The sequence below is a fragment of the Microbacterium sp. LKL04 genome (genome assembly GCF_900102005.1).
Lineage (GTDB): Bacteria > Actinomycetota > Actinomycetes > Actinomycetales > Microbacteriaceae > Microbacterium.
Window position 1 is genome coordinate 1,618,021 of record NZ_LT627736.1, and the last position, 22,961, is coordinate 1,640,981.

28 protein-coding genes are annotated in these 22,961 nt (G+C 71.1%); 17 read left to right on the forward strand and 11 right to left on the reverse strand.

What is annotated here, in order from left to right:
- Positions 1–71 precede the first annotated feature (71 nt).
- Genes BLP38_RS07980 through BLP38_RS07990 form a run of 3 tightly spaced genes read left to right on the forward strand, consistent with a single transcriptional unit; the run spans position 72 to position 1,093 of the window.
- Entirely contained in the window at positions 72–269 is a 198-nt protein-coding gene (locus BLP38_RS07980) for a hypothetical protein (protein WP_091355646.1), read from the forward strand.
- A 56-nt stretch (positions 270–325) separates the two neighbouring features.
- Positions 326–508, forward strand: coding sequence for a hypothetical protein (locus BLP38_RS07985; RefSeq protein WP_091355649.1), 183 nt, complete (start codon positions 326–328; stop codon positions 506–508).
- A 21-nt stretch (positions 509–529) separates the two neighbouring features.
- Entirely contained in the window at positions 530–1,093 is a 564-nt protein-coding gene (locus BLP38_RS07990) for a GNAT family N-acetyltransferase (protein WP_091355652.1), read from the forward strand.
- A gap of 11 nt (positions 1,094–1,104) precedes the next feature.
- Here the strand turns inward: BLP38_RS07990 and BLP38_RS14325 are convergent, their stop codons facing one another.
- The 5 genes from BLP38_RS14325 to BLP38_RS08010 all read right to left on the reverse strand — a co-directional run bounded on the left by BLP38_RS14325 (position 1,105) and on the right by BLP38_RS08010 (position 4,405).
- Positions 1,105–1,260, reverse strand: coding sequence for a hypothetical protein (locus BLP38_RS14325; protein ID WP_165971374.1), 156 nt, complete (start codon positions 1,258–1,260; stop codon positions 1,105–1,107).
- Between the two features lie 88 nt (positions 1,261–1,348).
- Entirely contained in the window at positions 1,349–1,831 is a 483-nt protein-coding gene (locus tag BLP38_RS07995) for a pyridoxamine 5'-phosphate oxidase family protein (RefSeq protein WP_091355655.1), read from the reverse strand.
- Positions 1,832–1,914: 83 nt separating this feature from the next.
- Positions 1,915–2,766 (reverse strand): CPBP family intramembrane glutamic endopeptidase, encoded by an 852-nt coding sequence (locus tag BLP38_RS08000; RefSeq protein ID WP_091355658.1) that lies wholly within the window; start codon positions 2,764–2,766, stop codon positions 1,915–1,917.
- Positions 2,766–3,512, reverse strand: coding sequence for a tRNA (guanosine(46)-N7)-methyltransferase TrmB (gene trmB, locus BLP38_RS08005; protein ID WP_091355661.1), 747 nt, complete (start codon positions 3,510–3,512; stop codon positions 2,766–2,768). The genes BLP38_RS08000 and trmB overlap by 1 nt, the downstream gene beginning before the upstream one ends.
- A gap of 59 nt (positions 3,513–3,571) precedes the next feature.
- Positions 3,572–4,405 (reverse strand): DUF3097 family protein, encoded by an 834-nt coding sequence (locus tag BLP38_RS08010; protein WP_091355664.1) that lies wholly within the window; start codon positions 4,403–4,405, stop codon positions 3,572–3,574.
- A gap of 165 nt (positions 4,406–4,570) precedes the next feature.
- Between BLP38_RS08010 and BLP38_RS08015 the strand changes: the two genes are divergently transcribed.
- From BLP38_RS08015 to BLP38_RS08030, 4 genes are all read left to right on the forward strand, one after another.
- Positions 4,571–6,541: a TPM domain-containing protein gene (locus tag BLP38_RS08015; protein ID WP_091355666.1), complete on the forward strand. Its 1,971-nt coding sequence runs from the start codon at positions 4,571–4,573 to the stop codon at positions 6,539–6,541.
- 62 nt (positions 6,542–6,603) lie between these two features.
- A complete protein-coding gene (locus BLP38_RS08020; RefSeq protein ID WP_065569950.1) occupies positions 6,604–7,338 on the forward strand; it encodes a PspA/IM30 family protein in 735 nt (244 codons plus the stop codon).
- 68 nt (positions 7,339–7,406) lie between these two features.
- A complete protein-coding gene (locus BLP38_RS08025) occupies positions 7,407–8,219 on the forward strand; it encodes an arginase family protein (RefSeq protein ID WP_091355670.1) in 813 nt (270 codons plus the stop codon).
- Positions 8,216–8,659: a Fe-S oxidoreductase gene (locus BLP38_RS08030; RefSeq protein WP_091355673.1), complete on the forward strand. Its 444-nt coding sequence runs from the start codon at positions 8,216–8,218 to the stop codon at positions 8,657–8,659. The genes BLP38_RS08025 and BLP38_RS08030 overlap by 4 nt, the downstream gene beginning before the upstream one ends.
- Before the next feature lie 7 nt (positions 8,660–8,666).
- On the opposite strand, the gene BLP38_RS08035 is transcribed toward BLP38_RS08030, so the two are convergent.
- Entirely contained in the window at positions 8,667–9,380 is a 714-nt protein-coding gene (locus BLP38_RS08035) for a tyrosine-protein phosphatase (protein ID WP_091355676.1), read from the reverse strand.
- Entirely contained in the window at positions 9,377–9,859 is a 483-nt protein-coding gene (locus BLP38_RS08040; protein WP_091355680.1) for a carboxymuconolactone decarboxylase family protein, read from the reverse strand. The genes BLP38_RS08035 and BLP38_RS08040 overlap by 4 nt, the downstream gene beginning before the upstream one ends.
- Before the next feature lie 43 nt (positions 9,860–9,902).
- On the opposite strand from BLP38_RS08040, the gene BLP38_RS08045 reads away from it, so the two are divergent.
- From BLP38_RS08045 to BLP38_RS08080, 8 genes are all read left to right on the forward strand, one after another.
- Positions 9,903–10,856 carry an alpha/beta fold hydrolase gene (locus BLP38_RS08045; protein ID WP_091355683.1) on the forward strand — a complete coding sequence of 318 codons (954 nt, stop codon included), beginning with the start codon at positions 9,903–9,905 and terminating at the stop codon, positions 10,854–10,856.
- A gap of 104 nt (positions 10,857–10,960) precedes the next feature.
- A complete protein-coding gene (locus BLP38_RS08050; RefSeq protein WP_091355687.1) occupies positions 10,961–12,469 on the forward strand; it encodes an ABC transporter substrate-binding protein in 1,509 nt (502 codons plus the stop codon).
- Positions 12,466–13,416 (forward strand): ABC transporter permease, encoded by a 951-nt coding sequence (locus BLP38_RS08055; protein ID WP_091355690.1) that lies wholly within the window; start codon positions 12,466–12,468, stop codon positions 13,414–13,416. Before BLP38_RS08050 ends, BLP38_RS08055 begins: the two co-directional genes overlap by 4 nt.
- On the forward strand, positions 13,416–14,297 hold the full coding sequence (locus BLP38_RS08060; RefSeq protein ID WP_091355693.1) for an ABC transporter permease: 882 nt from the start codon (positions 13,416–13,418) through the stop codon (positions 14,295–14,297). Before BLP38_RS08055 ends, BLP38_RS08060 begins: the two co-directional genes overlap by 1 nt.
- Complete coding sequence (locus BLP38_RS08065; RefSeq protein WP_091355697.1) at positions 14,294–15,085, forward strand: ABC transporter ATP-binding protein; 792 nt, start codon at positions 14,294–14,296, stop codon at positions 15,083–15,085. Before BLP38_RS08060 ends, BLP38_RS08065 begins: the two co-directional genes overlap by 4 nt.
- 41 nt (positions 15,086–15,126) lie before the next feature.
- A complete protein-coding gene (locus BLP38_RS08070) occupies positions 15,127–15,879 on the forward strand; it encodes an ABC transporter ATP-binding protein (protein WP_091355700.1) in 753 nt (250 codons plus the stop codon).
- A gap of 41 nt (positions 15,880–15,920) precedes the next feature.
- Positions 15,921–16,979, forward strand: a complete 1,059-nt coding sequence (locus tag BLP38_RS08075; protein WP_091355704.1) for a M4 family metallopeptidase — start codon at positions 15,921–15,923, stop codon at positions 16,977–16,979.
- On the forward strand, positions 16,963–17,289 hold the full coding sequence (locus BLP38_RS08080; protein WP_091355708.1) for a protealysin inhibitor emfourin: 327 nt from the start codon (positions 16,963–16,965) through the stop codon (positions 17,287–17,289). Before BLP38_RS08075 ends, BLP38_RS08080 begins: the two co-directional genes overlap by 17 nt.
- Here BLP38_RS08080 and BLP38_RS08085 read toward each other — a convergent pair.
- From BLP38_RS08085 to BLP38_RS08095, 3 genes are read right to left on the reverse strand one after another with little or no spacing between them, the layout of a single operon-like run.
- On the reverse strand, positions 17,267–17,890 hold the full coding sequence (locus tag BLP38_RS08085) for a GNAT family N-acetyltransferase (protein WP_091355711.1): 624 nt from the start codon (positions 17,888–17,890) through the stop codon (positions 17,267–17,269). The genes BLP38_RS08080 and BLP38_RS08085 overlap by 23 nt on opposite strands.
- Before the next feature lie 16 nt (positions 17,891–17,906).
- Positions 17,907–18,593: a uracil-DNA glycosylase gene (locus tag BLP38_RS08090; protein ID WP_091355715.1), complete on the reverse strand. Its 687-nt coding sequence runs from the start codon at positions 18,591–18,593 to the stop codon at positions 17,907–17,909.
- On the reverse strand, positions 18,590–19,108 hold the full coding sequence (locus BLP38_RS08095; protein ID WP_231916462.1) for a phosphoribosyltransferase: 519 nt from the start codon (positions 19,106–19,108) through the stop codon (positions 18,590–18,592). The genes BLP38_RS08090 and BLP38_RS08095 overlap by 4 nt, the downstream gene beginning before the upstream one ends.
- A 106-nt stretch (positions 19,109–19,214) precedes the next feature.
- Here BLP38_RS08095 and BLP38_RS08100 point away from each other — a divergent pair, with 106 nt between their 5' ends.
- Complete coding sequence (locus BLP38_RS08100; protein ID WP_091359673.1) at positions 19,215–20,660, forward strand: MFS transporter; 1,446 nt, start codon at positions 19,215–19,217, stop codon at positions 20,658–20,660.
- 6 nt (positions 20,661–20,666) lie between these two features.
- On the opposite strand, the gene BLP38_RS08105 is transcribed toward BLP38_RS08100, so the two are convergent.
- Positions 20,667–21,452 carry an SDR family oxidoreductase gene (locus tag BLP38_RS08105; protein ID WP_172824680.1) on the reverse strand — a complete coding sequence of 262 codons (786 nt, stop codon included), beginning with the start codon at positions 21,450–21,452 and terminating at the stop codon, positions 20,667–20,669.
- Between the two features lie 165 nt (positions 21,453–21,617).
- Here BLP38_RS08105 and BLP38_RS08110 point away from each other — a divergent pair, with 165 nt between their 5' ends.
- A complete protein-coding gene (locus BLP38_RS08110; RefSeq protein WP_091355720.1) occupies positions 21,618–22,940 on the forward strand; it encodes a bifunctional o-acetylhomoserine/o-acetylserine sulfhydrylase in 1,323 nt (440 codons plus the stop codon).
- Positions 22,941–22,961: the final 21 nt, after the last annotated feature.

Consider the following 22,961-nt stretch of genomic DNA (forward strand, 5'->3'; position numbering starts at 1 on the left):
CCGATCCTGCCACGCCGCTCGTGTACCAGGGCGCCGGAACTGATGTCGGAACCCCCTTCTCGTCTGGGACTATGTCCAGTTCAGCTCCCTTCATCGACGAGGTTCCCGAGGGGATCCCGACGACCCTGGACTGGGTCGTGATGGGCGCGGACATGGCCACCATCCACGCCGCGCAGCGGTACCGGTGCATCGTCGAGTTGTGGGATGACGCGATCCGCAGTTCACCACCGACCCACCACCGTTCTGATCGAGATCATCCCGAAGGATGACACGCGCCAGCCCCAGGGCTGACGCGCGGATCTCCCGCGATTCGTAGCGTCGAGATATGGCTACCGCGACCCTGACCACCACCCCACGCTCCCGCGCCTCCGTGGGCACCACGACGCGCGCCGCCGTCCTGTCGGTCCTCGGCACCGTCCTCGCGATCGGCATCGCCGCGACGAGCCTGCTGGTCGTTCCCGTCGCCCTCCTCGTCGCGTTCGGCCCGTCGCTGCTCTCGCTTTTCTGACCGCCTGAGAGGATGCCGGAGATGCCCATCCTCCTGCGCCCCTGGACGCCCGCCGACGCCGACGACCTCAGCCGAGCCGCTCGCGCCGGCGACGACCTCGGGCCACAGTTCGGCGGCACCGACCTGACCCGCGTCTCTGCGGCGCAGGGCTTGATCGAGCGCCACCTGCGCTTCGACGACGCCGCCAAGAACTGGGCGATCAAGATCGACGGCCGTGCGGTCGGGAATGTGGCGGCCACCGGCATCGAGTTCCGACACCAGACCGCGTGGATGTCGTACTGGCTCGCTCCGTCCGCCCGAGGGCGTGGCGTCGCAGCGGCGTCCCTGGCGCGGGTCAGCGATTGGGCGTTCCGCATCGGGCTGCACAGGCTCGAGCTCGGTCATCGGGTGAACAACCCGGCATCCTGTCGGGTCGCTCACGCTGCCGGGTACCTCGCCGAAGGAGTCGAGCGCGACAAGCTCCGCTACGGCGACGAGCGTCACGACGTCGAAACCCACGCCCGACTGGCGACCGACCCCCGGCCGCCGGAACGAGAAACTGCCGTCGCGCTGAGGACGGACATCCCCGCGCGACGGCAGACCTGACCTCGGAGGGCTCAGCCCCCCGAGGGGTTCTCGATGGGAGTCCCGTCCTCGTTCGTGGTCACCGGCGGGTTCTCATCGGGTGATCCACCCGACGCCGTGTCGGCATCGGCCTGGTCGTCGGGGACACCGTGGGTGTTGTGCTCATCCGAGCCGTTCGTGTCGCTCATCGCGGTCCTTCCGGTCGCTGTCGGTCACGTGCGGGCGACGGTACGCATGCTGCCCCGCCGCGCAGAGGGCCTTGACAGTCGCGTCGGATCAGAGTTCGACGGTGTCGTTGCGGCCCTCGTAGGGCTCACCCGTCACCTTCGACTTCACGAGGCTGACGATCGACGCGACGACCCCGCCCGGGCTGCTCCAGTACTCGCCCGACACGGCGTCGATCTTCAGGAGCGTCACGTTCGGGTCCTCGGGCCCATCGGGGAACCACGCCTCGACGGCGGGCGACCAGTACTCCCGCAGACGCTCGAGGTCATCGACCACCTCGGCGTTGCCGGCAAGCGAGACCCAGGCGTCGTTCGTGCTCAGGGCGACGCCGACCGCGGGCTGCGCGGCGACATGCGCCACGACGGACGAATCGCGACCGACGATGAACCACAGGTCGCCGTCGAACTCGCGGTCCTGCACCGTCAACGGGCGCGCGACGTGCGCCCCCTGTTCGTTCATGGTCGTGACCATCGCGAAGCGGAACTTCGGCAGGAGGTCGATGAGCGTCGCGTGGGGATCCTTCTCGGTGGCCATGGGGCCCTCCTTCGTCTCCGCCCCAGGCTCGCACCGGGCGCGGCATCCGCTGTCGGGGTTGACAGGTCGCGGGAACGCGCGTCTCAGGGCGAAGGAACGAGGAAGATCGCGTCCAGAAGGCCCGGGTTGTGCGCATGCACCAGCACGCCGAAGACCACGGCGTCGAACAGGAGGTGAACGGTCACCACGTACGCGAGGGACTTCGTCCGCAGGAAGATGATCGCCTGCAGGAGAGCGAACGGGATCGTCAGCGCCGGCCCCCATGCCCGGTAGCCCAGCTCCCACAGGAACGAGACGAACACGATCGCCTGCAGGACGTTCGCGGTCGCGTCCGCGAAGTGACGCCGCAGCAGCGCGAAGCAGGTGCAGATGAAGAACAGCTCATCCCAGATGCCGACGGCCCCGACCCCGACGAACAGGCGCGCGATGAGGTCGGGGGTGTCGACGACGGGCCAGTTCTCGTAGACGCCCGACGTGATGAAGTAGAACGGCAACAGCAGCCATCCGAGCACCAGGACGGCGACGAGCCACGCCCACTGCCACGCCGTCCAGCGACCGCCGCCCCGCCACGGGAACCGGATCGCATGATCGCGGTAGACGAAGCGCGACACGAGGTACGGCACCAGCACCGCCCCGCCGAGGGCGAGCGTGAACCGGATCATGGCCGCGTTGTCGAGCTCCGCCTTCAGCGGGATGACGCTGACGATCAGCAGGCCGATGGCAATGAGCGAGAGGTCGCGGGTGATCGACGGGTCGGATGCCGCGGCATCCCGTCGTTCGATGATCACCGCGACGGCCAGTCCTGCCGCCAGCAGCGCCCAGCCGAGCCAGGGCGTGAGCAGCACGAAGAACGCGGGCGCCGCCAGGCACACGAGCAGAGCCGGCACGACGCGAACGTCGAGGACGGGACGCGTCCCGCCGCCCGCGCGGACCATCACGCCGACCGGGGACGGCGGCGGTAGGTCAGGTCGCGGATGTCGCGGCCCTTCGCGATTCCCTTGCGCTCGAACGCCGTCATGATGCGGCCGTCGAAGCGGTCCGACCACTCACCCTCGAAGGACGGGGCGAAGTCGGCAGCGTCCGCAAGCACGTCGCGCATCTGCAGCGCGTAGTCCTCCCAGTCGGTCGCCAGCCGCAACGTCCCGCCGTCGCGCAGAACACGCGCGGCGAGCGCGGGGAACCCGTCGGCGATGAGTCGGCGCTTGTTGTGCTTGGTCTTGTGCCACGGATCCGGGAAGAAGATCCAGACCTCGTCGACGGATGCCTCGGGCAGCAGGTGCTCGAGGACCTCGGGTGCGTTCGCCTCGACGAGCCGGAGGTTCCGAACCCCCTCGCGATCCGCGTCGAGCATCGTGCGGGCGAGTCCCGCGCGGAAGACCTCGACGGCGATGAAGTCGCGCTCCGGCGACTCCCCGGCGGCGTGCACGATCGCATGCCCCTGCCCCGAGCCGATCTCGACGACCAGCGGCGCCTCTCGACCGAACTCCGCGACCGGGTCGATCGTGGAACCGGGACGGATGCTGGTGGCCGCGGCATCCCGTTCCACCTCGAGCAGGTACGTGCTCGACAGATCGTCCCAGGCACGCTCCTGCGCATCGCTCATCCGGCCGCTCCGACGCACGAACGAGACGGGCTTGTCACGGAAGCGCGGCGCGGACTCGGGCGCGTCGGGATCGGGCATGCGACCAGGGTATCCCGCGGCATCCGGGGCCCCCGCGGGCCGGCCTCGGCGTCGCCCGCTCACGAGGTCACGAAATCGATGAGTTCCTCGACGCGGCCGAGGAGGGCGGGGTCGAGGTCGCGGAACGTCGTGACCGACCCCAGGATGCGCTGCCAGTTCTCGGCGATGTCGGTCTGATCCTCCGCCGGCCAGCCGAGGGCGCGGCTGGCGCCCTTCTTCCACTCGATGCCTCGCGGAACCTCCGGCCATGCCGTGATCCCGAGGGCTCGGGGCGTCACGCACTGCCACACGTCGATGTACGGGTGTCCGACGATCTTGAGGTGCGCACCGTGCGGGCCGCGGAGGATCTGCTCGGCGATCCGCGTCTCCTTGGACCCCGGGACGAGGTGGTCGACGAGCACCCCGTAACGACGCTCGGCGCTCGGCGGCTCGGTGCGGAGCAGGTCCTCGAGCAGGTCGACGCCCTGCAGGTATTCGACGACGACGCCCTCGATGCGGAGGTCGGCGCCCCACACCTTCTCGACGAGCTCGGCGTCGTGGCGGCCCTCGACGAGGATGCGGGACGCACGGGCGACGCGGGCACGGGCCTGCGGGTCGGCGAACGACCCCGATGCGGTGCGCGTACGTCCGGCGGGCGCCGCGGTGCGCGGCGGGACGAGCTGGACGGGCTTGCCGTCGACGAGGAAGCCGCCGCCGATCGGGAACAGCCGCACGCGGCCGTGTCGGTCCTCGAGCTCGACGTGGCCGGCGGTCACCCCCGTCACCGCGCCGACGAAGTCGTCGAGGGCGACCTCGACGACGAGACCCCTGTCGGCGGGAACGGTCGTCACCGTCGGCCGTCCCTTGTCACGCCACCCCGCGGCGAGCACATCGCTGCCGTACCGATCGTCCACACGCACCTCCTGAAACCTCGGGAAGCCTAAGCGAGCAACGCAAAGGGAACGCACAGGCGCTCCGACGGCAACCCGGTATCGAGACATACGGACCGCGGCATAGACTCGCGACGAGCGGTTGCGACCGCCGAGCGACCCACCGAGCGACTCCCGGAGGACTCACCGATGCGATCCCGCCTGACGTCCGTCGTCGCGGCCTCGCTCGCGGTCGCCATCGGCTCTGTCACCCTCGCCGCACCAGCCTCGGCGACCGAGCCCGTCACGCTCGGCGAGAGCCGCGTCTGGGATCAGGTCGACGTCCTGACAGACGCGCAGGAGGCCAGCCTCGACGCTCGCCTCGAGCGCCTCACCGACGACATCGGGCTCGACCTCTGGGTCGTCTACGTCGACAGGTTCACCGATCCGACCGGCGCCCAGCAGTGGGCCGAAGACACCGCGAATCTCAACAACCTCGGACCCGACCAGTACCTCCTCGCGATCGCCACGGAGGGACGCGCCTACTACCTCTCCTCCGACTCGTCGGGGCCTGTCTCGGACGACCGCATCACGGCGATCGAGCAGGACCGCGTGCTCCCCGCCCTGCGACAGGACGATTGGGCGGGCGCCGGAGTCGCAGCGGCCGACGGACTCGAGGACGCGCGCTCCGGTGGGGGCGGCGGCCTCATCTGGGTCGTCCTCCTCGTCGTCGCCGCGATCGCCGGGCTCGTCGTCTGGGCGGTCGTGCGGGGCCGCCGCGCGGCGGCCGGCACGAACGCCGACACGCGACGAGTTCCGCTCGAGGAGCTCGAACGCCAGGCCGGTGCCGCACTCGTGCGGACCGACGACGCGATCACCACGAGCGCGCAAGAACTCGGCTTCGCCACGGCGGAGTTCGGAAGTGCCGCCACCGCCGAGTTCGAGCAGGCGATCGCGACGGCGCGCACCTCGCTTGAGCGCGCGTTCTCGCTGCAGCAGCAGATGGACGACGAGACGCCCGACTCCCCCGACCAGCGCCGCGCCTGGTACGAGGAGATCCTGAGCCTCTGCCGGAGTGCCGAGGAGACGCTGACCGAGAAGGCGGAGGCCTTCGACGCCCTGCGCGATCTCGCGAAGAACGCTCCGGAAGCCCTCGCCCGCGTGCAGCAGCGCCGGGCCGAGGCGGGTGCCCGTCTCGACGGAATCGACGCCCGTCTCAGCGAGCTCCGAGCGGCGTACCGCGCCGAGGCCCTCGCCGCCGTCGCCGACAACCCCGTTCAGGCACGCGATCGCCTCAGCTTCGCCGACGCCCGGCTGTCCGAGGCTCAGACCGAGCTCGCGGCAGGCGATGGCGCAGGGGCGGCCGTCGGCATCCGTGCCGCGGAACAGGCCGTCGACCAGGCGACCCGTCTGCAGGATGCCGTCGAGAAGCTCGCCGCCGACCTGTCCGCGGCCGAGCAGGAGGGCGCCGCCCTCGTCACCGAACTCGATGCCGACCTGGCGGCCGCCGCCGCGACGCCCGACCCCGAATCGCGTCTCGCACCGGTCATCGCCTCGACACGACAGAACCTCGACGCCGCGCGCGAGAAGCTGACGGGTCAGGCACGCGATCCCCTCTCGGCCGTCGACCTCCTCGAGAAGGCGAACACGGCGATCGACGGCGCCCTCGGCCAGGTGCGCGACGCCCAGCAGCGCGCCGACCGCGCGCGCAGCGTGCTGTCTCAGACGCTGCTGCAGGCGAAGGCACAGGTGTCGGCCGCCGAGGACTTCATCAGCGCCCGGCGAGGGGCCGTCGGAGCGACGGCCCGCACCCGCCTGGCCGAGGCCGGCGCCGCTCTCGTGCAGGCGACCCAGCTGCAGCAGAGCGACCCCGAGCGCGCCCTCGACCTCGCGCACCGCTCCACCGCGCTGGCGGGCGAGGCGATGCAGCGCGCGCAGGGCGACGTCGGATCGTTCGCCGGCGGCGGAAACACTGGCGGCGGGGGCGACTTCGGCGGCATGCTGGGCGGCATCATCCTCGGCTCCCTCCTCGGTGGCGGGGGCGGATCAAGGCGGTCCTCCGGCGGATTCGGCAGCGGTTTCGGCGGTTCGTCCTCCCGCCGCAGCGGCGGCTTCGGCGGCGGATCGATCGGGCGCAGCAGCGGCGGCTCCCGCTCCCGCAGGGGAGGCGGTCGCTTCTGATCTTCCGACGCCGGACCTCACAGACCTCGACAGCACGACCTCTCGTATCGAAAGGAAACCCGATGGCAAAGCAGTCCATCTTCGGCCGCATCTCCACTCTCGTGAAGGCGAACATCAACGCCCTCCTCGACTCCGCCGAGGACCCGCAGAAGATGCTCGACCAGCTCGTCCGCGACTACACCAACAACATCGCCGACGCCGAGACCGCCATCGCCGAGACCATCGGCAACCTGCGCCTGCTCGAACGCGACCACGATGAGGACGTGAAGGCCGCGGCCGAGTGGGGCAACAAGGCCATCGCCGCCAGCCGCAAGGCCGACGAGCTGCGCTCCGCCGGCAACACGACGGATGCCGACAAGTTCGATAACCTCGCCAAGATCGCGCTGCAGCGTCAGATCAGCGAGGAGAACGAGGCCCGCGCCATCGCCCCCTCGATCGCCGCGCAGACCGAGGTCGTCGAGAAGCTCAAGGACGGCCTCAACGGTATGAAGCAGAAGCTCGACCAGCTTCGCTCGAAGCGCTCCGAGCTGCTCGCCCGCGCGAAGACGGCCGAGGCGCAGAACAAGGTGCACGACGCCGTGAAGTCGATCGACGTGCTCGATCCCACGAGCGAGCTCGGCCGGTTCGAGGACAAGGTCCGCCGCCAAGAGGCCCTCGCCGCCGGAAAGGCCGAGATCGCCGCCTCGACGATCGACGCCCAGTTCAACCAGCTCGAGGATCTCGGTGAGCTCACCGAGGTCGAGGCGCGCCTGGCCGCGCTGAAGACCGGCGGCAACGCCGGCGCAATCGAGCAGTGAGACCCGCACGCGATACGCGGCGCCGGACCCCGAGGGTCCGGCGCCGCCGTGCTCCCCCGGAGGTGCCCATGACCCGATTCCTCGTCGTCCCGCAGTGGCAGGGTTCGCCGTCCGCCCGCGCCATGCGCCTCATCGACGGCGCCGAGGCGATCGCCGACGACCTGCCGCGCTCCGCCCTCACGCGCGTCGAGGTCCCAGCCGAAGCCGGCGAGGCGGTGGGCACCGGCATCCGTCGCTTCAGCACCCTCACCCGCGTCCGCGACGCCCTCGCCGAGGTCCTCGCCTCCAGTGACGAGCCCGCCGTCGTCATCGGCGGTGACTGCGCGGTCGCGGTTCCGGCGATCGCCGCGGCCGCCGAGCGGCATCCGTCGGTCGCGGTCGTGTGGTTCGACGCGCACGGCGACCTGCACACCCCGGAGTCGTCTCTCTCGGGCGCGCTGGCGGGCATGGCGCTGCGCGCCGCGATCGAGGCCGGGCCCTTCGTCGCGACTCCGCTCGTCCCCGCCGCCCGCAGCGTCCTCGTCGGCGCCCGTGACCTCGACGACGCCGAGGCCGCCCTCCTGGAGACCTCCGAGATCGCGACGGTCTCGGCGAGCGCCCTCGCCGACCCTGCCGCTCTCGCGGACGCGGTCGCCGCGACCGGCGCCGACGCCGTCTACGTCCACATCGACCTCGACGTCCTCGACCCGGCGGCCGTCGTGGGAGTCCTCGAGCCGGTGCCCTTCGGTGCGGACCCTGCACACATCACCGCGTCGATCGCCCGACTGCGCGAGCGGATGCCGCTGGTCGGCGCATCGCTGTCGGGCTTCGCCCCCGCGACCCGCGACGCCGCCGTCGAGGATCTCGGCACGATCCTCCGCCTGCTCGGGGCCCTCGCATGAGTCCGGTCCCTCCGGCGGGATGGGAGGCGCGAGCGGAGCGCGCCGTGGCGCGCGGGCGACGGTTCGACCGCTGGATCCCCGGCATCCTGCTCGATTCCCCTCTCAGCCGCCTGGGATACCTCGCCGGGACGGCGTTCGGCTTCGCGTGGGGGACGCTGTGGTCGACGGGCCGCATCGAACGGCGAGCGGGGCTCTGGGTGTTCCGAGGGATGCCGGGGGTCACGTTCGGCCGCGGCGGTGTCTGCGTCGGCGGGTGCTTCCTCACCGGCGACGGCCGCATCGACGACCGCCTGCTGCGCCACGAAGCCGTGCACCGCGAACAGTGGCGGCGCTACGGCATGCTCATGCCCGTCCTCTACCTGCTCGCGGGCCGCAACCCGTTGACGAACCGGTTCGAGATCGAGGCGGGTCTCGCCGACGGACGCTACATCCCCCGCTGACGATCCATCACGCGACGAGCACTCGACCGAGCTCCGCGGTCTCGGTGGTCGTCAGACCGTACGCCTGCAGGTACTCGACGGGGCCGCCGTACCGCAGCCGGAGGTCGTCGAACACGGCGCGCATCGCCTGCGCCGGCGACCGGGTCACGAGATCCTCGAGGTGACGCGCCCTCGGATGCCGCTGCCGGAGATAACGCAGAACGCCCTCGTTCCGCGCCGTGGGGAGCAGCTCTTCGGTCCGCGCGTAGTCGGCGATGACGGCATCCTCGTCCACGCCGGCGGCCGCGAGGATCAGCGCCACCGAGAGCCCCGTGCGGTCCTTGCCGACGGTGCAGTGCACGAGCACGGGCTGGACTTCGAGCACGGCACGCGCCGCATCGACCAGCCGCGATGCGGAACCGTCGACGAGAGCGCGGTACACGTCGTCGAGGGACAGGTCGTCGGCGAAGAACGACGACGCCGACCCCGCGAACATGGGCAGATGCACGGTCTCGATCCCGAGGTCGTCGACCTGGGAGGGTTCGAACCGCCGCTCCTCGTCGTCGCGCAGGTCGACGATGCGACGGATGCCGAGGCTCGCCACGCGGTCCCTTCCCGCCGTCGTCAGGTGGCCGAGGTTGCCGGAGCGGAACAGCACGCCGGACCGGGTGCGCCCCTCCCCCGCCGACAGTCCCCCGACGTCGCGGAAGTTGAAGGCGCCGGGGACGTCGAGGACGCTCACGGAGCCGGCGACGCGGCGCGGCGCTCGGGAACCGGGTAGCGGCCGGCGATCGCGATGCGATTGAACGCGTTGATCGAGACGAGCAGCCAGCTGAGCGCGACGTACTCCTCTTCGGAGAGGATGCCGCCGACGCGGTCGTACACGTCGTCCGAGACGCCGTCGTCATGGATGAAGACGTACGACTCCGTCAGCTCGAGCGCCGCGCGCTCACGCTCGCTGAAGACACCGGACTCGCGCCACACCGGGAGCTGCGCGACGACGTCGACGGTGAGCCCCGCCTTCGCACCCCGATCGGAGTGGACGCGGACACAGTACGCGCAGCCGTTGAGCTGGGATGCGTGGATGAGCGCGAGCTCGCGCAGCCGGGCATCTATCCCCGCCTCGGCTGCGAGATCCCCGACGGTCTTCGCGAACGCTTCGAGGGCGTCGTACGCCGGGCGCGCGGCCCGGGCGAGGTGCACACGGTGGTGATCGCTCATGTCGTCACCCTAGTCGCGGCATCCGCACCCGGCATCGGTCACAATGGGGACCGTGAGCGACGCCGCCTTCGACGAGTTCTCCTTCCTCCCCGCACAGGCGGCTGACATCGGCGTGCCCGTGCCCGCGACGCACCGTGTGACGCACCGCTTGTCCGACGGCCGTGAGATCAGCGCACTCCGCTTCGGCGATCCGGAGGCCGCACCGGAGGTCACCTTCCTGCACGGTGCGGGGCTCAACGCGCACACGTGGGACACGACGATCCTGCACCTGGGCCTGCCCGCACTGGCCCTCGACCTGCCGGGCCACGGCGACTCCTCCTGGCGGGACGACGCGCGGTACACCGGCGAGAGCATCGCCGCCGACATCGCGCCCGCCGTCCGGGAATGGACGAACGGCCGCGGACAGGTCCTCGTCGGTCACTCGCTCGGGGGCCTCACGGCCGCAGCGCTCGCGGCGCGGCATCCGGACCTCGTCCGCTCGCTCGTCGTCGTCGACATCTCCCCCGGGATCGATCCGAACGGCGCGGCGTCCTCCATCCGGGCGTTCTTCGCCGGTCCGACCGACTGGGCGAACCGGGACGAACTCGTCGCCCGCGCGTTGTCGTTCGGCCTCGGCGGCACGCGCGAGGCGGCCACCCGGGGTGTCTTCCTGAACTCGCGGGTCCGCCCCGACGGCCGCGTCGAGTGGAAGCATCACTTCGCCCGCCTCGCGAACCGGCTCGCCGGCGACCCCGACGCGGCGAGCGCGGTCGATGCCGCGCAGCGCGCGGAGGCCGGCGTGCTCTCGTCCGCCGGCTGGGACGACCTCGCCGCCGTCACCGCGCCCCTCACCCTGGTCACGGGAACCCGAGGATTCCTCACCGACGCCGACCGCGCCGAGTTCCTGCGCCGCGTTCCCCAGGCCGGCCACGTCGAGCTCGACACGGCGCACAACGTCCACGAGGAGCGACCCCAGGACCTCGCGGCGCTCGTGCGGTCGACTCATGACGGCCCGTGACCGAACTCCTCGCGCGGGACTCTAGGCTGTAACGCGCACCGAGCACCGCGATGGGCCGGCGTCGACGTCGACGCCCATCGACGCCGAAAGGACCCCCCACTCACATGCTTCGCCGCACCGCTTTGGCCGCCACGGCGCTCCTCGCCGCCGGAGCCCTGCTCCTGTCGGGCTGCACCGGCTCGCAGCCGGCTCCCTCCGGATCGGCGGGAACCCCCGACCCCGACGCGACCGTCAACGTTCGCCTCGTGCTCGAGCCCGGCAACCTCGACATCCGCGAGACCGCGGGGTCCGCCCTCGACCAGATCCTGATCGACAACGTGTACCAGGGCCTCGTCTCCCGCACGCCCGACCAGGAGATCGTGCCCGCGCTCGCCAGCGACTACGAGGTCTCGGCCGACAAGCTCACCTACACCTTCACGCTGCGCGAGGGCGTGACCTTCCACGACGGTCAGCCGCTCACCCCGCAGGACGTCGTCTGGTCGCTGACGCAGGTGCGTGACACCCCGACGTACCGCGACTCGGCGCGCCTGGCGAACGTCTCGGACGTCGCCGCCGACGGTCAGAAGATCACGCTGACGCTGAAGGCCCCCGACTCGACCCTGCTCTGGAGCCTGACCGGCCGCGCCGGTCTGATCCTCAAGGAGGGCGACTCCATCGACCGTAAGACCGCGGCCAACGGTACCGGCCCGTTCCGGCTCGCCGACTGGCGGGAAGGCGACAGTATCGTCTTCGAACGGTTCGCCGACTACTGGGGAACCCCGTCGTCCGCCGCCGAGGTCGTCTTCTCGTATGTGAGCGACAACCAGGCCGCGCTCAGCGGCGCCCTCGCCGGCGAGTTCGACGTCCTGAGCGGCTTCGACGCGAACCTGAAGGATCAGGTCGAGGCCACCGGCGACTTCTCGCTCGAACTCGGCGACTCGACCGACAAGGGCACGCTCGCCTTCAACCAGGCCTCGGGCCCGCTGGCCGACGCGCGCGTGCGCAAGGCGATCCGGCAGGCCATCGACAAGAACTCGATCGTCGAGGCTCTCGGCGCGGGGAAGACGATGTACGGTCCGATCCCCTCGCTCGACCCGGGCTACGAAGACCTGTCTACCGTCGCTCCCTTCGACCCCGAGGCCGCACGGCAGCTCCTCGCCGAGGCGGGGGCCGAGAACCTGTCCCTGACTCTCACGATCCCCTCCGCGTACGGCACGACGGTCCCGCAGATCCTCGTCTCGAACCTGCGCGACGTGGGCATCACCCTGAAAGTGAACCCGGTCGAGTTCCCCACCTGGGTCAACGACGTGTACGTGAACAAGGACTACCAGCTGAGCTTCGTCCTCCACACCGAGGCACGCGACTTCGAGAACTGGGCGAACCCCGACTACTACTTCACGTACGACAACCCCGAGGTGCAGAAGCTCTACGCCGAGGCCGTCGCCTCGACCGACGACGCAGCCGCCGCCGATCTGCTGACGCAGGCCGCCCGCATCGTCTCCGAGGACGACGCGGCCGACTGGCTCTACAACGGGCAGTCCGTCCTCGCCGTCGCGTCGGACGTCAGCGGGATGCCGACGGTCAACGTGAACGAGCGCCTGAACGTCGCCGAGCTGGCCAAGAGCGAGGGGTGATCCGCTACGCGCTGACGCGACTGGCCCTGCTGGTGCTGGGCCTGTTCGTCGCCAGCGCGCTCATCTTCACCACCCTCCGGATCCTGCCGGGTGACATCGCGCAGCTGATCGCCGGGGTGGGCTCCACCCCGGAACAGCTCGCCGGCATCCGCGAACGGCTGGGACTCGATCGGCCGCTCCCCGTCCAGTACGGCCAGTGGATCGGCGGGGTCCTGACCGGCGACCTCGGGCAGTCCCAGCTCACCGGCACGCCCGTCGTCTCTGAGCTGCTGCAGAAGGCGGAGGTGACGGTGCCCCTCGGCATCCTCTCGTTCGTCATCGCTCTGCTCGTCGCACTCCCCTTCGGCGTGCACGCGGCGGTGCGCCGGCACCGTCCGGACGGCGTCGCCGTGTCGGTCGGCGCGCAGGCCCTCGCCGCCGTGCCCGTCGTGTGGGCGGGCATGATGCTCGTGGTCGTCTTCGCGGTGTCCCTGGGGTGGCTCCCGGCGCAGGGCTTCCCTCGCGCGGGCTGGGCGGACCCTGCGGCGGCCTTGCGTGCACTGATCCTCCCCGCCGTCACCATCGGCGTCGTGGAGGGCGCCGTGCTGCTGCGGTTCGTCCGCTCGGCGACCCTGCAGGCGATGGGCCAGGACTTCGTGCGGACCGCCGCCGCCAAGGGTCTCACGCGCACGCAGGCGCTCCTTCGTCACGGGCTCCCGAGCGTCGGCCTGTCGGTCATCACGGTGCTGGGCGTTCAGGTCGCCGGGATCATGGTCGGCGCCGTCGTCATCGAGCAGCTGTTCAGCCTGCCCGGGATCGGGCGGATGCTCGTCGAGGACACCGGCAACCGCGACCTCGTCAAGGTGCAGGGCGAACTCCTCGTCCTCACGGGTCTCGTCCTCGTCATCGGGTTCGTCGTCGACCTCGTGCACCGCGTCCTCGATCCGCGCCAGCGAGAGGCCGAGTGATGCGACGACTGCAGTGGGCGAGGCGCGTCTGGGCGTCGGGGACCGGCCGGTTCGGGGTCATCGTGGTCCTCGTGATCGCCGCGACGGCGCTCGTCTCCCTGTTCTGGACCCCCTTCGACCCGCAACGGGTCGACATCGCGAACCGCTGGGCGGGGCCGGGCGCCGCGCACCTGCTCGGGACCGACGGATCGGGACGCGACATCCTGAGCCTCCTGATGGCGGGGGCTCGGACGACGGTGCTCGTCGCCGTGGGAGCGGGTGTCATCGCGACCGTCATCGGACTCGTGCTCGCCGCCCTCGGCGCGCTCACGCCACGGCCCGTCCGCGAGGGGGTCACGGTGATCGTGGACATCCTCATCGCCTTCCCGGTGCTGCTGATCGCGATGATGATCTCGGCGGTGTGGGGCGGATCGCTGCTCGTCGTCATCGTGTCGGTCGGCATCGGGTTCGGTGTCAACATCGCCCGCGTCACCCGTCCCGAGCTGCGTCGCATCCTCCGGAGCGACTTCGTCCTCGCCGGGCGCGCCTCGGGGCTGACCCCGACGCAGAACCTCTGGCGCCACCTGCTCCCGAACGTCGCCCCCGTCTTCATCGTGCAGTTGTCGTGGGGCATGGCCGTCGCGGTGCTCGCCGAAGCCGGTCTCTCGTACCTCGGGTTCGGCGCGCCGCTGACCCAGCCGTCCTGGGGACTGCTCCTGGCCGACCTGCAGCGCTTCATCAGCGTCCATCCGCTGTCGGTTCTCTGGCCGGGTCTCGCCATCACGCTGACCGTCCTCGGCTTCAACCTCCTCGGCGACGCGCTCCGCGACGCCACGGATCCCACCCTGTCCCGCGGCTCAGCACCGCGCGGCGCCGAACCTCCCGCGGCGGTGACGGCATGACGCTCTCGCTCTCCGGACTCACGATCGACATCGCCGGTCGTCGCGTCGTCGACGGGATCGACCTCGAGGTCGGCGACGCCGCGCGCGTGGGCCTGATCGGCGAGTCCGGATCCGGCAAATCCCTGACGGCCCTCGCGATCCTCGGCCTGCTCCCCGACGGCGCCCGGGTCGGCGGCAGCGTCCGCTGGGACGGCCGGGAGCTGATCGGGATGCCGGATCGCGACCTCGCGCGGCTGCGCGGCGACGAGATCGGCATGGTGTTCCAGGAGCCCCAGACAGCGCTCAACCCCATCCGGACGGTGGGCCGGCAGATCGCCGAGTCGATCCGCATCCATCAGCGCGGCATCTCGCGCGCCGAGGCGTGGGCGCGGGCCGTCGACGAGGCGCGTCGGGTGAGACTCCCCGACCCCGAGGCCATCGTCCGCCGCTACCCGCACCAGCTCTCGGGCGGGCAGCGGCAGCGCGTCGCCATCGCGATGGCCCTCGCCTGCCGTCCTCGGCTCCTGATCGCGGACGAACCGACCACCGCGCTCGACGTCACGATCCAGGCCGAGATCCTCGACCTGCTCCACCACCTCGTCGACGAGGACGGTATGTCGCTCGTGTTCATCACGCACGATCTCGCCGTGCTGTCCCAGATCGCGACCCATGCCGTCGTCCTCGACACCGGCCGCGTCGTCGAGTCGGGGCCGCTCCGAACCCTCCTGCGCTCCCCCGCGTCCCCCGTCACCCAGGCACTGCTCCGCGACGCGACCGCCACCCTCTGGCGACCGGGAGGCCGCGCATGAGCGAACTGATGCGAGCGCGCGGACTGACGCGCAGACACCGGATGCCGCGGTCCCGACCGTTCGAGCCGGCTCGGTGGACGACCGCCCTCGACGACGTCGACGTCGACGTCCGCGCAGGCAACGCCCTCGGGATCATCGGCGAGTCGGGCTCGGGCAAGTCGACGCTCGTGCGCCTGCTCCTGGGTCTCGATGTACCGAGCGCCGGAACCGTCGAGTTCGACGGCCGTCCCGTCGACGGGTCGGCGTCGGCCCGCTCGCTCCACTGGCTGCGCCGGCGCACCGGCATCGTCTTCCAGGACCCGTACGGGTCGCTCGATCCCCGGATGAGCGTCGGGCGCATCGTCGCAGAGCCTCTCTCCGCACTCGAGATCGCCGGCGACCACCGTGCGCGCGTCCGCGAGGTGCTGAGCGACGTGGGCCTGCCCGCCGATGCCGCCGAGCGGTTCCCGCACGAGTTCTCGGGCGGTCAGCGTCAGCGGATCGCTCTCGCTCGCGCGCTCGTCCACCGCCCCGACGTCCTCGTCGGGGACGAGCCGCTGTCCGCCCTCGACGTGACGGTCCGGGCGCAGATCCTCGACCTCATCCGCGAGCTGCGCCGGAGGGACGGCCTCACGCTCGTGATGGTCTCGCACGACATAGGGGTGGTGCAGAACCTCTGCGACGACGTCGTCGTCATGACCGAGGGCCGCGTCGTCGAGGAGGGCCCGACCGAGAAGGTGCTGCTCGAACCGCAGGTCGCCTACACGCGCCGGCTGCTCGCCTCGATCCCGGTCATCGACCCGCGGGACCGGTGACGAGACGTCACGCTGTCGGCGGCGGGCGCTAGCGTGGCGACATGCACGCCATCGTCCCGCCGTACCTGCTCGCCCGTCTCGCGGCCGCTCCGGCCGAACGATTCCCGCACGCCGTCGCCGCCGCCCGCGCGACCCTCGCGGTCCCCCGCGCCTACGCGCCGATGCGCGGCCACCTCGATCTGTCGGTCGAAGGGGACTCGCTCGTCGTCTCGGCCGCTCCTGATCCCGACCGGCTCATCTCCGACGCCGAGAACCGCGAGGAACTGCCGGGCCGGCCCGCCCGCGCCGAGGGGGCGGACGCGACCGGCGACGCGGCGGTCGACGAGGCCTATGACGGCCTCGGCGCGACGTTCACGTTCCTGTGGGAGGCCTTCGAGCGCGTCGGTCTCGACGGACGCAGCGGCTCGCTCGCCGCCACGGTCCACTACGGTCGCGCCTACGACAACGCGTTCTGGGACGGCGAGCGCATGGTGTTCGGCGACGGCGACGGCGAGGTGTTCGCCGGTTTCACCCGCTCGCTCAGCGTCATCGCGCACGAGTTGGGCCACGGTGTCATCGAATCGGCCGGCGGCCTGGATTACTCGGGTCAGTCCGGCGCGCTCAACGAGTCGATCGCCGACGTGTTCGGTGCGCTCACCGATCAGCACCACAAGGGACAGACAGCGGATGCCGCCACCTGGCTCGTCGGCGCCGAGATCTTCACCGACGCGGTCACGGGCTCCGCCCTCCGCTCCCTCGCCGCCCCCGGCACCGCGTATGACGACGACGTGCTCGGCAAGGACCCGCAGCCCTCGCACATGCGCGATTTCGTCGAGACCTCTGGTGACAACGGCGGAGTGCACATCAATTCCGGCATCCCGAACAAAGCATTCCACCTCGTTGCGACCGCTCTCGGCGGCTACGCCTGGGAGCGCGCCGGTCGCATCTGGTACCTCACCCTCGTCTCGGGCACCCTCTCCGCCGCCGCCACCTTCGCGCAGTTCGCCTCCGCCACTGCCGAGACGGCGGCGCGGGAGTACGGTGAAGACTCTGAGGAGGCCGTCGCCGTCCGCACCGCGTGGGCGAGCGTCGGAGTCGTGGAGGATGCTGCACCCTGTTGATCCGCTGACGATCGTCGTCGTCCGCACCGGCGGATTCGCCGGACTCCGTCGCGCGTGGCGCGTCGAGGTCGCGGGGACCGACGCGGAGGCCTGGCTGCCGCTCGTCGACGCGTGCCCGTGGGAGGAACCCCCGGCATCCGCTCCCGGCGCGGACCGGTTCTCGTGGGAGGTCGCGGCCATCCACGGCGACACGGATCGCCGGGCGGTGGTGGGCGATGCCACCGGTCCCTGGCGCGCGCTCATCGACCGCGTACAGGCCGACGGTGCGGCCGTGCGTCCCGCCGACCTCAGCGAGAACGCAGGCGGGTGAGGAGCGTGTCCTTCTTCTTCGGGTTCAGGTGCTTCTGCAGGTAGATCGTGCCGAGCGAGCGCCCGAACTTGAAACCCACCTTGCCCATGCGGCCGACCTCGACGAAACCCAGCCGCTCGTGCAGGGCGAGGGAGGCTTCGGCTCCCTTGTCGCTGACGACGGCGACCATCTCGCGGATGCCCTTCTCCTCGCACGCGGCGATGAGCCCCTCCAAGAGGGCCCGGCCGAGGCCCTTTCCTGTCGCCGCCTGTCCCAGATAGATCGAGTTCTCGACGGTGTAGCGGAACCCGCTCTTGCCCGCCCACGGCGAGACGAGACCGTAGCCGAGGATCTGCCCTGTCGGCGACACCGCGACGAGGAACGGCAGACCGAGCTTCGAGAGATAGTCGAACTTCTCGACCCACTGCTTGTGGGACCAGCGCTTCTCGTCGAAGGTGACGACCGAGTTCGCCACGTAGTGGTTGTAGATCTCGCGCACGTCGGCCATGTCGGTGCGGACGGCGGGGCGCAGTTCGAACGAGAACTCCCGCTCGGGTTCGGGACGACGACGGAGGTGGCGGGGAAGGCGACGGCGATCGCGCTCGTATTCGTCCTCCAGCATGCCGCCAGCATACGGCTCAGGCGGGCAGTCGCCAGTCGACGGGAGAGGCCCCCTGCGCCTCGAGCAGCGCGTTCACCCGCGAGAAGGGTCGCGAGCCGAAGAAGCCGCGCCGCGCCGACAGCGGGGACGGATGCGCCGACTCGACGCGCGGGGTGTCACCGAGCATCGGGACGAGGCTCGCGGCATCCTTGCCCCAGAGCACGGCCACGAGCGGTTCGGGGCGGGCGACGAGTGTCGAGATGGCGTGCGCCGTGACGCGCTCCCACCCCCAGCCGCGGTGCGAGCCGGCCTCACCGGGCGCGACGGTCAGGACGCGGTTGAGCAGCACGACGCCCTGCTCCGTCCACGCCGACAGGTCGCCGTGCGACGCCGGAGGGATGCCGAGATCGCTCGACAGCTCGGCGTAGATGTTGCCGAGGCTCCGCGGCAGCGGACGCACGTGCCGGTCGACGGCGAACGAGAGACCGATCGGATGCCCCGGGGTGGGGTAGGGGTCCTGGCCGACGATGAGCACCCGCACCGCGGAGAGCGGGCGCGTGAACGCGCGCAGCACGTGATCACCGGCGGGCAGGTAGCCGCGCTCGTCGGCGCGCAGCCGGTCCCCCAGCGCCGCGATGTCGGAGGCGACGGGGGCGAGCGCCTCGGCCCACTCGGGGTGTATCAGCCCGCCGGCGGCGAGCTCGTCGAGCGACCGACCGCTCATGCCCCCGCGGGCAGGCCCGCGTCCTCTTCGGCGACGGAGCCGCGGAACGACCAGGGGAAGTCGATCCAGAGATCCGTCTCACGCCACGAGTAGTCGGGCGACGCGACGGAGCCGGGCTTCGTGTAGATGCAGACCGAGCGGACGTCGGCACCGGCGTCCCGGATCAGCTGCACCGCGAGGGCGAGGGTCCGGCCGCTGTCGGCCACGTCATCGACCAGGAGGACGCGCTTGCCGTCGAGGGCGCCGAGGTCGAGATCGGGAGGCAGGATCTCGGGCGCATCGAGCACCGTCCCGATCCCCGTGTAGAACTCGACGTTGAGCGCCCCGCAGCTCTTGACTCCGAGGCCGTACGCGACCGCCCCCGCCGGCAGCAGGCCGCCTCGAGCGATCGCGACGACGATGTCGGGCGCGAAGCCGTCCGCGACGATGCCTCGCGCCAGGTCGCGGGTCGCCCCGCCGAAATCATCCCAGGTCAACGTCTCGCGTTCGGCGGCCACCGGCATCCCTTCGTCCATGGATCCTCAGACTACGACCTGCGGGACGGCGGCCCGCTCCAGCGCTAGGCTCGCGCTCGTGACCGGGATCCCGCCCTCCTCCGCACCGTTGCTGCGCTCGTCCGCCCTGCGTTCCTCCGCCGCGGGGATCACGGCGGGACTCATCGGGTGGTTCATCGTCGTCGAGATCGTCAGCGGCATTCTGCAGGGGTTCTACGTCCCCCTGTTCAGCGACATCGTCATCCACCTCGGGATCCGGGATGCGGACGTGAACTGGTTCGAGGCGGGTCAGCTCCTGCTGAGCGCCCTCGTCGTCCCGATCCTCGCCAAGCTCGGCGACATGTTCGGGCACAAGCGCATCCTGCTCGTCGCCGCGGTCCTGACCGCCCTCGCCTCGTGGGGACTCGTCTTCGCGGACTCGTTCTGGACGTTCCTCCTGTTCTGGTCGCTCCAAGGCTTCTACGTCGTGTGGCTGCCCCTCGAGGTCGCCCTGATCTTCGAGCGCGGCAGGCAGCAGAACCGCGGCGTCTCCCTCACCCGACGCGCGGCGGGGCTGCTCGTCGTCGGGCTCGAAGCGGGGGCCATCGTCGGCGCCCTCGCGGCCGGACGCATCTACGCGGCGACCGGCGACCTCGCGCTCACCCTCATGGCGCCCGCCGCCGCCGTCTCCCTCGTCGTGGTGGTCATCTGGCTGTGGGTGCCCGAGTCCACCCCGAGCGGCGAACGGCGCCTCGACACCGTCGGGGTGATCCTCCTCGCCTGGGGGCTGCTGCTCGTGACCGGAGCCCTCGCGTGGATGAGGCTCATCGGGGAGCTCGGGCTCGGCGCGGGGACCTGGCTCGGCGTCGCCGCACTGTTCCTGCTCGGCGTCGGCGTGCTCGTGTGGTTCGTCCGTCACGAGCTGAGGCACCGGCATCCCGTCATCGACATGCGCGTCCTCGCCCGGCCGGACATGTGGCCCGTCCAAGCCACCGCGTTCCTCATCGGCATCAGCCTGCTCGGAGCCCAGGGACCGCTCTCGACCTACGCGGGGACGGACTCGTCCCTGGGCTACGGTCTGGGCCTCGACGCCACCGAACGCTCCTACGTGATCGGGCTGTACCTCGTCTCGCTCATCGTGGGTGCAGTGCTGTTCGCGATCACGTCGCGGCGCATGCGTCCCCGCGTCGCGCTCATCGCCGCGGCCGCGCTCGTCGGCGTCGGCTACGCCCTGTTCCTGCCGTTCCACGGGGAGGTCTGGCAGGTGCTGCTGAACCTCTCGATCGCAGGCATCGGATGCGGCGCCCTTGTAGGAGCGATGCCGGCAGCCGCCGCCGCGGCCGCACCGTTCGGCAAGACGGGCGAGGCATCGGGGATGACGAACACGACGAAGACGATCGGCGGCGCGTTCTCGTCCGCCGTCTTCGGCGTCGTACTCGCCGCGGGCGCCGGTGCCGTCGCCGGGCAGACGGCCAGTTCGCTCGGCGGCTACCTCACCGTGTGGGCCGTCTGCGCGGCCGGCGGGTTCCTCGCCGCTCTCCTGCTGCTCCTCGTCCCGAAGGTCGCGTTCGCGGACGCGCCCCCTGCAGGCTGACGCGGCTCAGCTCTCGACCGTGCGCGGGCGCAGCGGCCCGCGGGCCAGCAGGTGCTGCGCCGACTGCGCGACCGGACGCATCGTGATGAGGTCGAGGTTGACGTGGCCGGGGGCGTTCAGCGCGTACGCGATGACATCAGCGACATCCGCGGCCACCAGCGGCTGATCGACGCCGTCGTAGACCTTCTCGGCAGCCGCGCGGTCGCCGCCGAGACGGTTGAGCGAGAACTCCTCGGTGTGCACCATGCCGGGTGCGACCTCGACGACGCGGATCGGCTCGCCGTTCAGCTCGAGGCGCAGGGCGTGCACGAGCATCGCCTCGCCCGCCTTCGCCGCGTTGTACCCGGCCCCGCCGGGGTAGGCGGTCTGAGCGGCGGTCGAGGTGACGTAGACGGCGTCGGCGTGACCATCGGCATCGGCCGCACGGCGCAGGTGCGGCAGGAGGGCGGAGGTCACGAGCTGCGCCGACAGCACATTGACCTCGAACATCCAGCGCCAGTCGTCCGGGTCGCCGTCCTCGACGCGCTGGGTTCCGCGCGCACCGCCGGCGACGTGGACGAGAGCGTGGACCGGTCCGGTGTCCTCCAGGTGCGCGGCGAGCGCTTCGACATCCGCCTCGCTCGCGAGGTCTGCGGCGTAGGACCGGGACCCGACCTCGACGTCGAGGGCCTCCAGCCGGGCCGCGCGACGGGCGACGCCGACGACGTCCCACCCACTCTCGCGGAGCGCACGGACGACCGCTTCACCGATCCCCGAGCTCGCACCGGTCACCACTGCACGTCGATTCGCCATGCGCTCAACGGTAGTGACTCACGGGGCGCCGGCGGACCACGGCAGGTTACGCTCCGTGTCCCCTTCCGTTGTCCTCCCGCGGCGCGGCTCGTAACGTCGGTGTCGGGCCCGCGGCATCCGTCGCCGCAGACCACCCACCCGACCACCCACGCAGGGAGCCATGTCATGTCCGCACCCGAGAACTGGCGCTTCGAGACCAAGCAGATCCACACCGGCGCCGCTCCGGACCCGGTGACGAAGGCCCGCGCCACGCCGATCTACCAGACGACGTCGTACGTCTTCGACAACGCCGACCACGCCGCGAACCTGTTCGCCCTCGCCGAGTTCGGCAACATCTACACGCGCATCCAGAACCCGACGCAGGATGTGCTCGAGCAGCGCCTCGCGGGCCTGGAGGGAGGCACCGGCGCCCTCCTCGTCTCGTCCGGCCAGGCGGCCTCGACCTTCGCCATCCTCAACATCGCACAGGCGGGCGACCACATCGTCTCGTCGAGCTCGATCTACGGCGGTACCTACAACCTCTTCAAGTACACGCTCGCCAAGCTCGGCATCGAGACGACGTTCGTCGAGAACCAGGACGACGCCGAAGAATGGCGCCGTGCGGTCCGCCCGAACACGAAGCTCTTCTTCGCCGAGACGATCGGCAATCCGCAGATCAACGTCCTCGACATCCGGACGGTCGCCGACGTCGCCCACGCCTCCGGTGTGCCGCTCATCGTCGACAACACCATCGCGACCCCGTACCTGATCCGCCCGTTCGAGCACGGCGCCGACATCGTCGTCCACTCGGTGACCAAGTTCCTCGGCGGCCACGGCACGACCATCGGCGGCGTCATCGTCGACGGCGGCTCGTTCCCCTGGTCGGAGCACTCCGAGCGCTTCCCCGGCCTGACCACGCCCGACGAGTCGTACCACGGCGCCGTCTACACCGCAGCGGTCGGCGACGCCCTCGCCTACATCATCAAGGCGCGCGTGCAGCTGCTTCGCGACCTCGGCTCCGCGATCTCGCCGCAGAGCGCGTGGAACCTCATCCAGGGCGTCGAGACGCTGTCGCTGCGCATCGAGCGTCACGTGCAGAACGCGCAGGAGATCGCGGAGTGGCTCGAGAACCACCCCGACGTCGCCTCGGTGAACTACTCGGGCCTTCCGACCTCGCCCTGGTACGCCGCGGCGAACCGCTACGCCCCGAAGGGTGTCGGCGCGGTCCTGTCGTTCGAGCTGAAGGGCGGTGTCTCCGCCGGCCGCGAGTTCGTCAACGCGCTGAGCCTGTTCAGCCACCTCGCGAACATCGGCGACGTCCGCTCGCTCGTCATCCACCCGGCGTCCACGACGCACTCGCAGCTGACACCGGAGCAGCAGCTCACCTCGGGCGTCACCCCGGGTCTCGTCCGCCTGTCGGTGGGCCTCGAGAACATCGAAGACCTGAAGGCCGACCTCGACCAGGCCCTCGCCGCCGCGCGCCGCCACTCCGAGGCCGCGCGCGCCTGACCTCCCCTCCTCAGGAGAACG

Excerpts from the sequence above, each read along its gene's own strand:
- BLP38_RS07980 (WP_091355646.1), top strand. The coding sequence starts at position 72 with ATGTCCAGTTCAGCTCCCTTCATCGACGAGGTTCCCGAGGGGATCCCG.
- BLP38_RS07985 (WP_091355649.1), top strand. The coding sequence starts at position 326 with ATGGCTACCGCGACCCTGACCACCACCCCACGCTCCCGCGCCTCCGTG.
- BLP38_RS07990 (WP_091355652.1), top strand. The coding sequence starts at position 530 with ATGCCCATCCTCCTGCGCCCCTGGACGCCCGCCGACGCCGACGACCTC.
- BLP38_RS14325 (WP_165971374.1), bottom strand. The coding sequence starts at position 1,260 with ATGAGCGACACGAACGGCTCGGATGAGCACAACACCCACGGTGTCCCC.
- BLP38_RS07995 (WP_091355655.1), bottom strand. The coding sequence starts at position 1,831 with ATGGCCACCGAGAAGGATCCCCACGCGACGCTCATCGACCTCCTGCCG.
- BLP38_RS08000 (WP_091355658.1), bottom strand. The coding sequence starts at position 2,766 with ATGGTCCGCGCGGGCGGCGGGACGCGTCCCGTCCTCGACGTTCGCGTC.
- trmB (WP_091355661.1), bottom strand. The coding sequence starts at position 3,512 with ATGCCCGATCCCGACGCGCCCGAGTCCGCGCCGCGCTTCCGTGACAAG.
- BLP38_RS08015 (WP_091355666.1), top strand. The coding sequence starts at position 4,571 with ATGCGATCCCGCCTGACGTCCGTCGTCGCGGCCTCGCTCGCGGTCGCC.
- BLP38_RS08020 (WP_065569950.1), top strand. The coding sequence starts at position 6,604 with ATGGCAAAGCAGTCCATCTTCGGCCGCATCTCCACTCTCGTGAAGGCG.
- BLP38_RS08025 (WP_091355670.1), top strand. The coding sequence starts at position 7,407 with ATGACCCGATTCCTCGTCGTCCCGCAGTGGCAGGGTTCGCCGTCCGCC.
- BLP38_RS08030 (WP_091355673.1), top strand. The coding sequence starts at position 8,216 with ATGAGTCCGGTCCCTCCGGCGGGATGGGAGGCGCGAGCGGAGCGCGCC.
- BLP38_RS08040 (WP_091355680.1), bottom strand. The coding sequence starts at position 9,859 with ATGAGCGATCACCACCGTGTGCACCTCGCCCGGGCCGCGCGCCCGGCG.
- BLP38_RS08045 (WP_091355683.1), top strand. The coding sequence starts at position 9,903 with ATGGGGACCGTGAGCGACGCCGCCTTCGACGAGTTCTCCTTCCTCCCC.
- BLP38_RS08050 (WP_091355687.1), top strand. The coding sequence starts at position 10,961 with ATGCTTCGCCGCACCGCTTTGGCCGCCACGGCGCTCCTCGCCGCCGGA.
- BLP38_RS08060 (WP_091355693.1), top strand. The coding sequence starts at position 13,416 with ATGCGACGACTGCAGTGGGCGAGGCGCGTCTGGGCGTCGGGGACCGGC.
- BLP38_RS08065 (WP_091355697.1), top strand. The coding sequence starts at position 14,294 with ATGACGCTCTCGCTCTCCGGACTCACGATCGACATCGCCGGTCGTCGC.
- BLP38_RS08070 (WP_091355700.1), top strand. The coding sequence starts at position 15,127 with ATGCCGCGGTCCCGACCGTTCGAGCCGGCTCGGTGGACGACCGCCCTC.
- BLP38_RS08075 (WP_091355704.1), top strand. The coding sequence starts at position 15,921 with ATGCACGCCATCGTCCCGCCGTACCTGCTCGCCCGTCTCGCGGCCGCT.
- BLP38_RS08080 (WP_091355708.1), top strand. The coding sequence starts at position 16,963 with ATGCTGCACCCTGTTGATCCGCTGACGATCGTCGTCGTCCGCACCGGC.
- BLP38_RS08085 (WP_091355711.1), bottom strand. The coding sequence starts at position 17,890 with ATGCTGGAGGACGAATACGAGCGCGATCGCCGTCGCCTTCCCCGCCAC.
- BLP38_RS08090 (WP_091355715.1), bottom strand. The coding sequence starts at position 18,593 with ATGAGCGGTCGGTCGCTCGACGAGCTCGCCGCCGGCGGGCTGATACAC.
- BLP38_RS08095 (WP_231916462.1), bottom strand. The coding sequence starts at position 19,108 with ATGGACGAAGGGATGCCGGTGGCCGCCGAACGCGAGACGTTGACCTGG.
- BLP38_RS08105 (WP_172824680.1), bottom strand. The coding sequence starts at position 21,452 with ATGGCGAATCGACGTGCAGTGGTGACCGGTGCGAGCTCGGGGATCGGT.
- BLP38_RS08110 (WP_091355720.1), top strand. The coding sequence starts at position 21,618 with ATGTCCGCACCCGAGAACTGGCGCTTCGAGACCAAGCAGATCCACACC.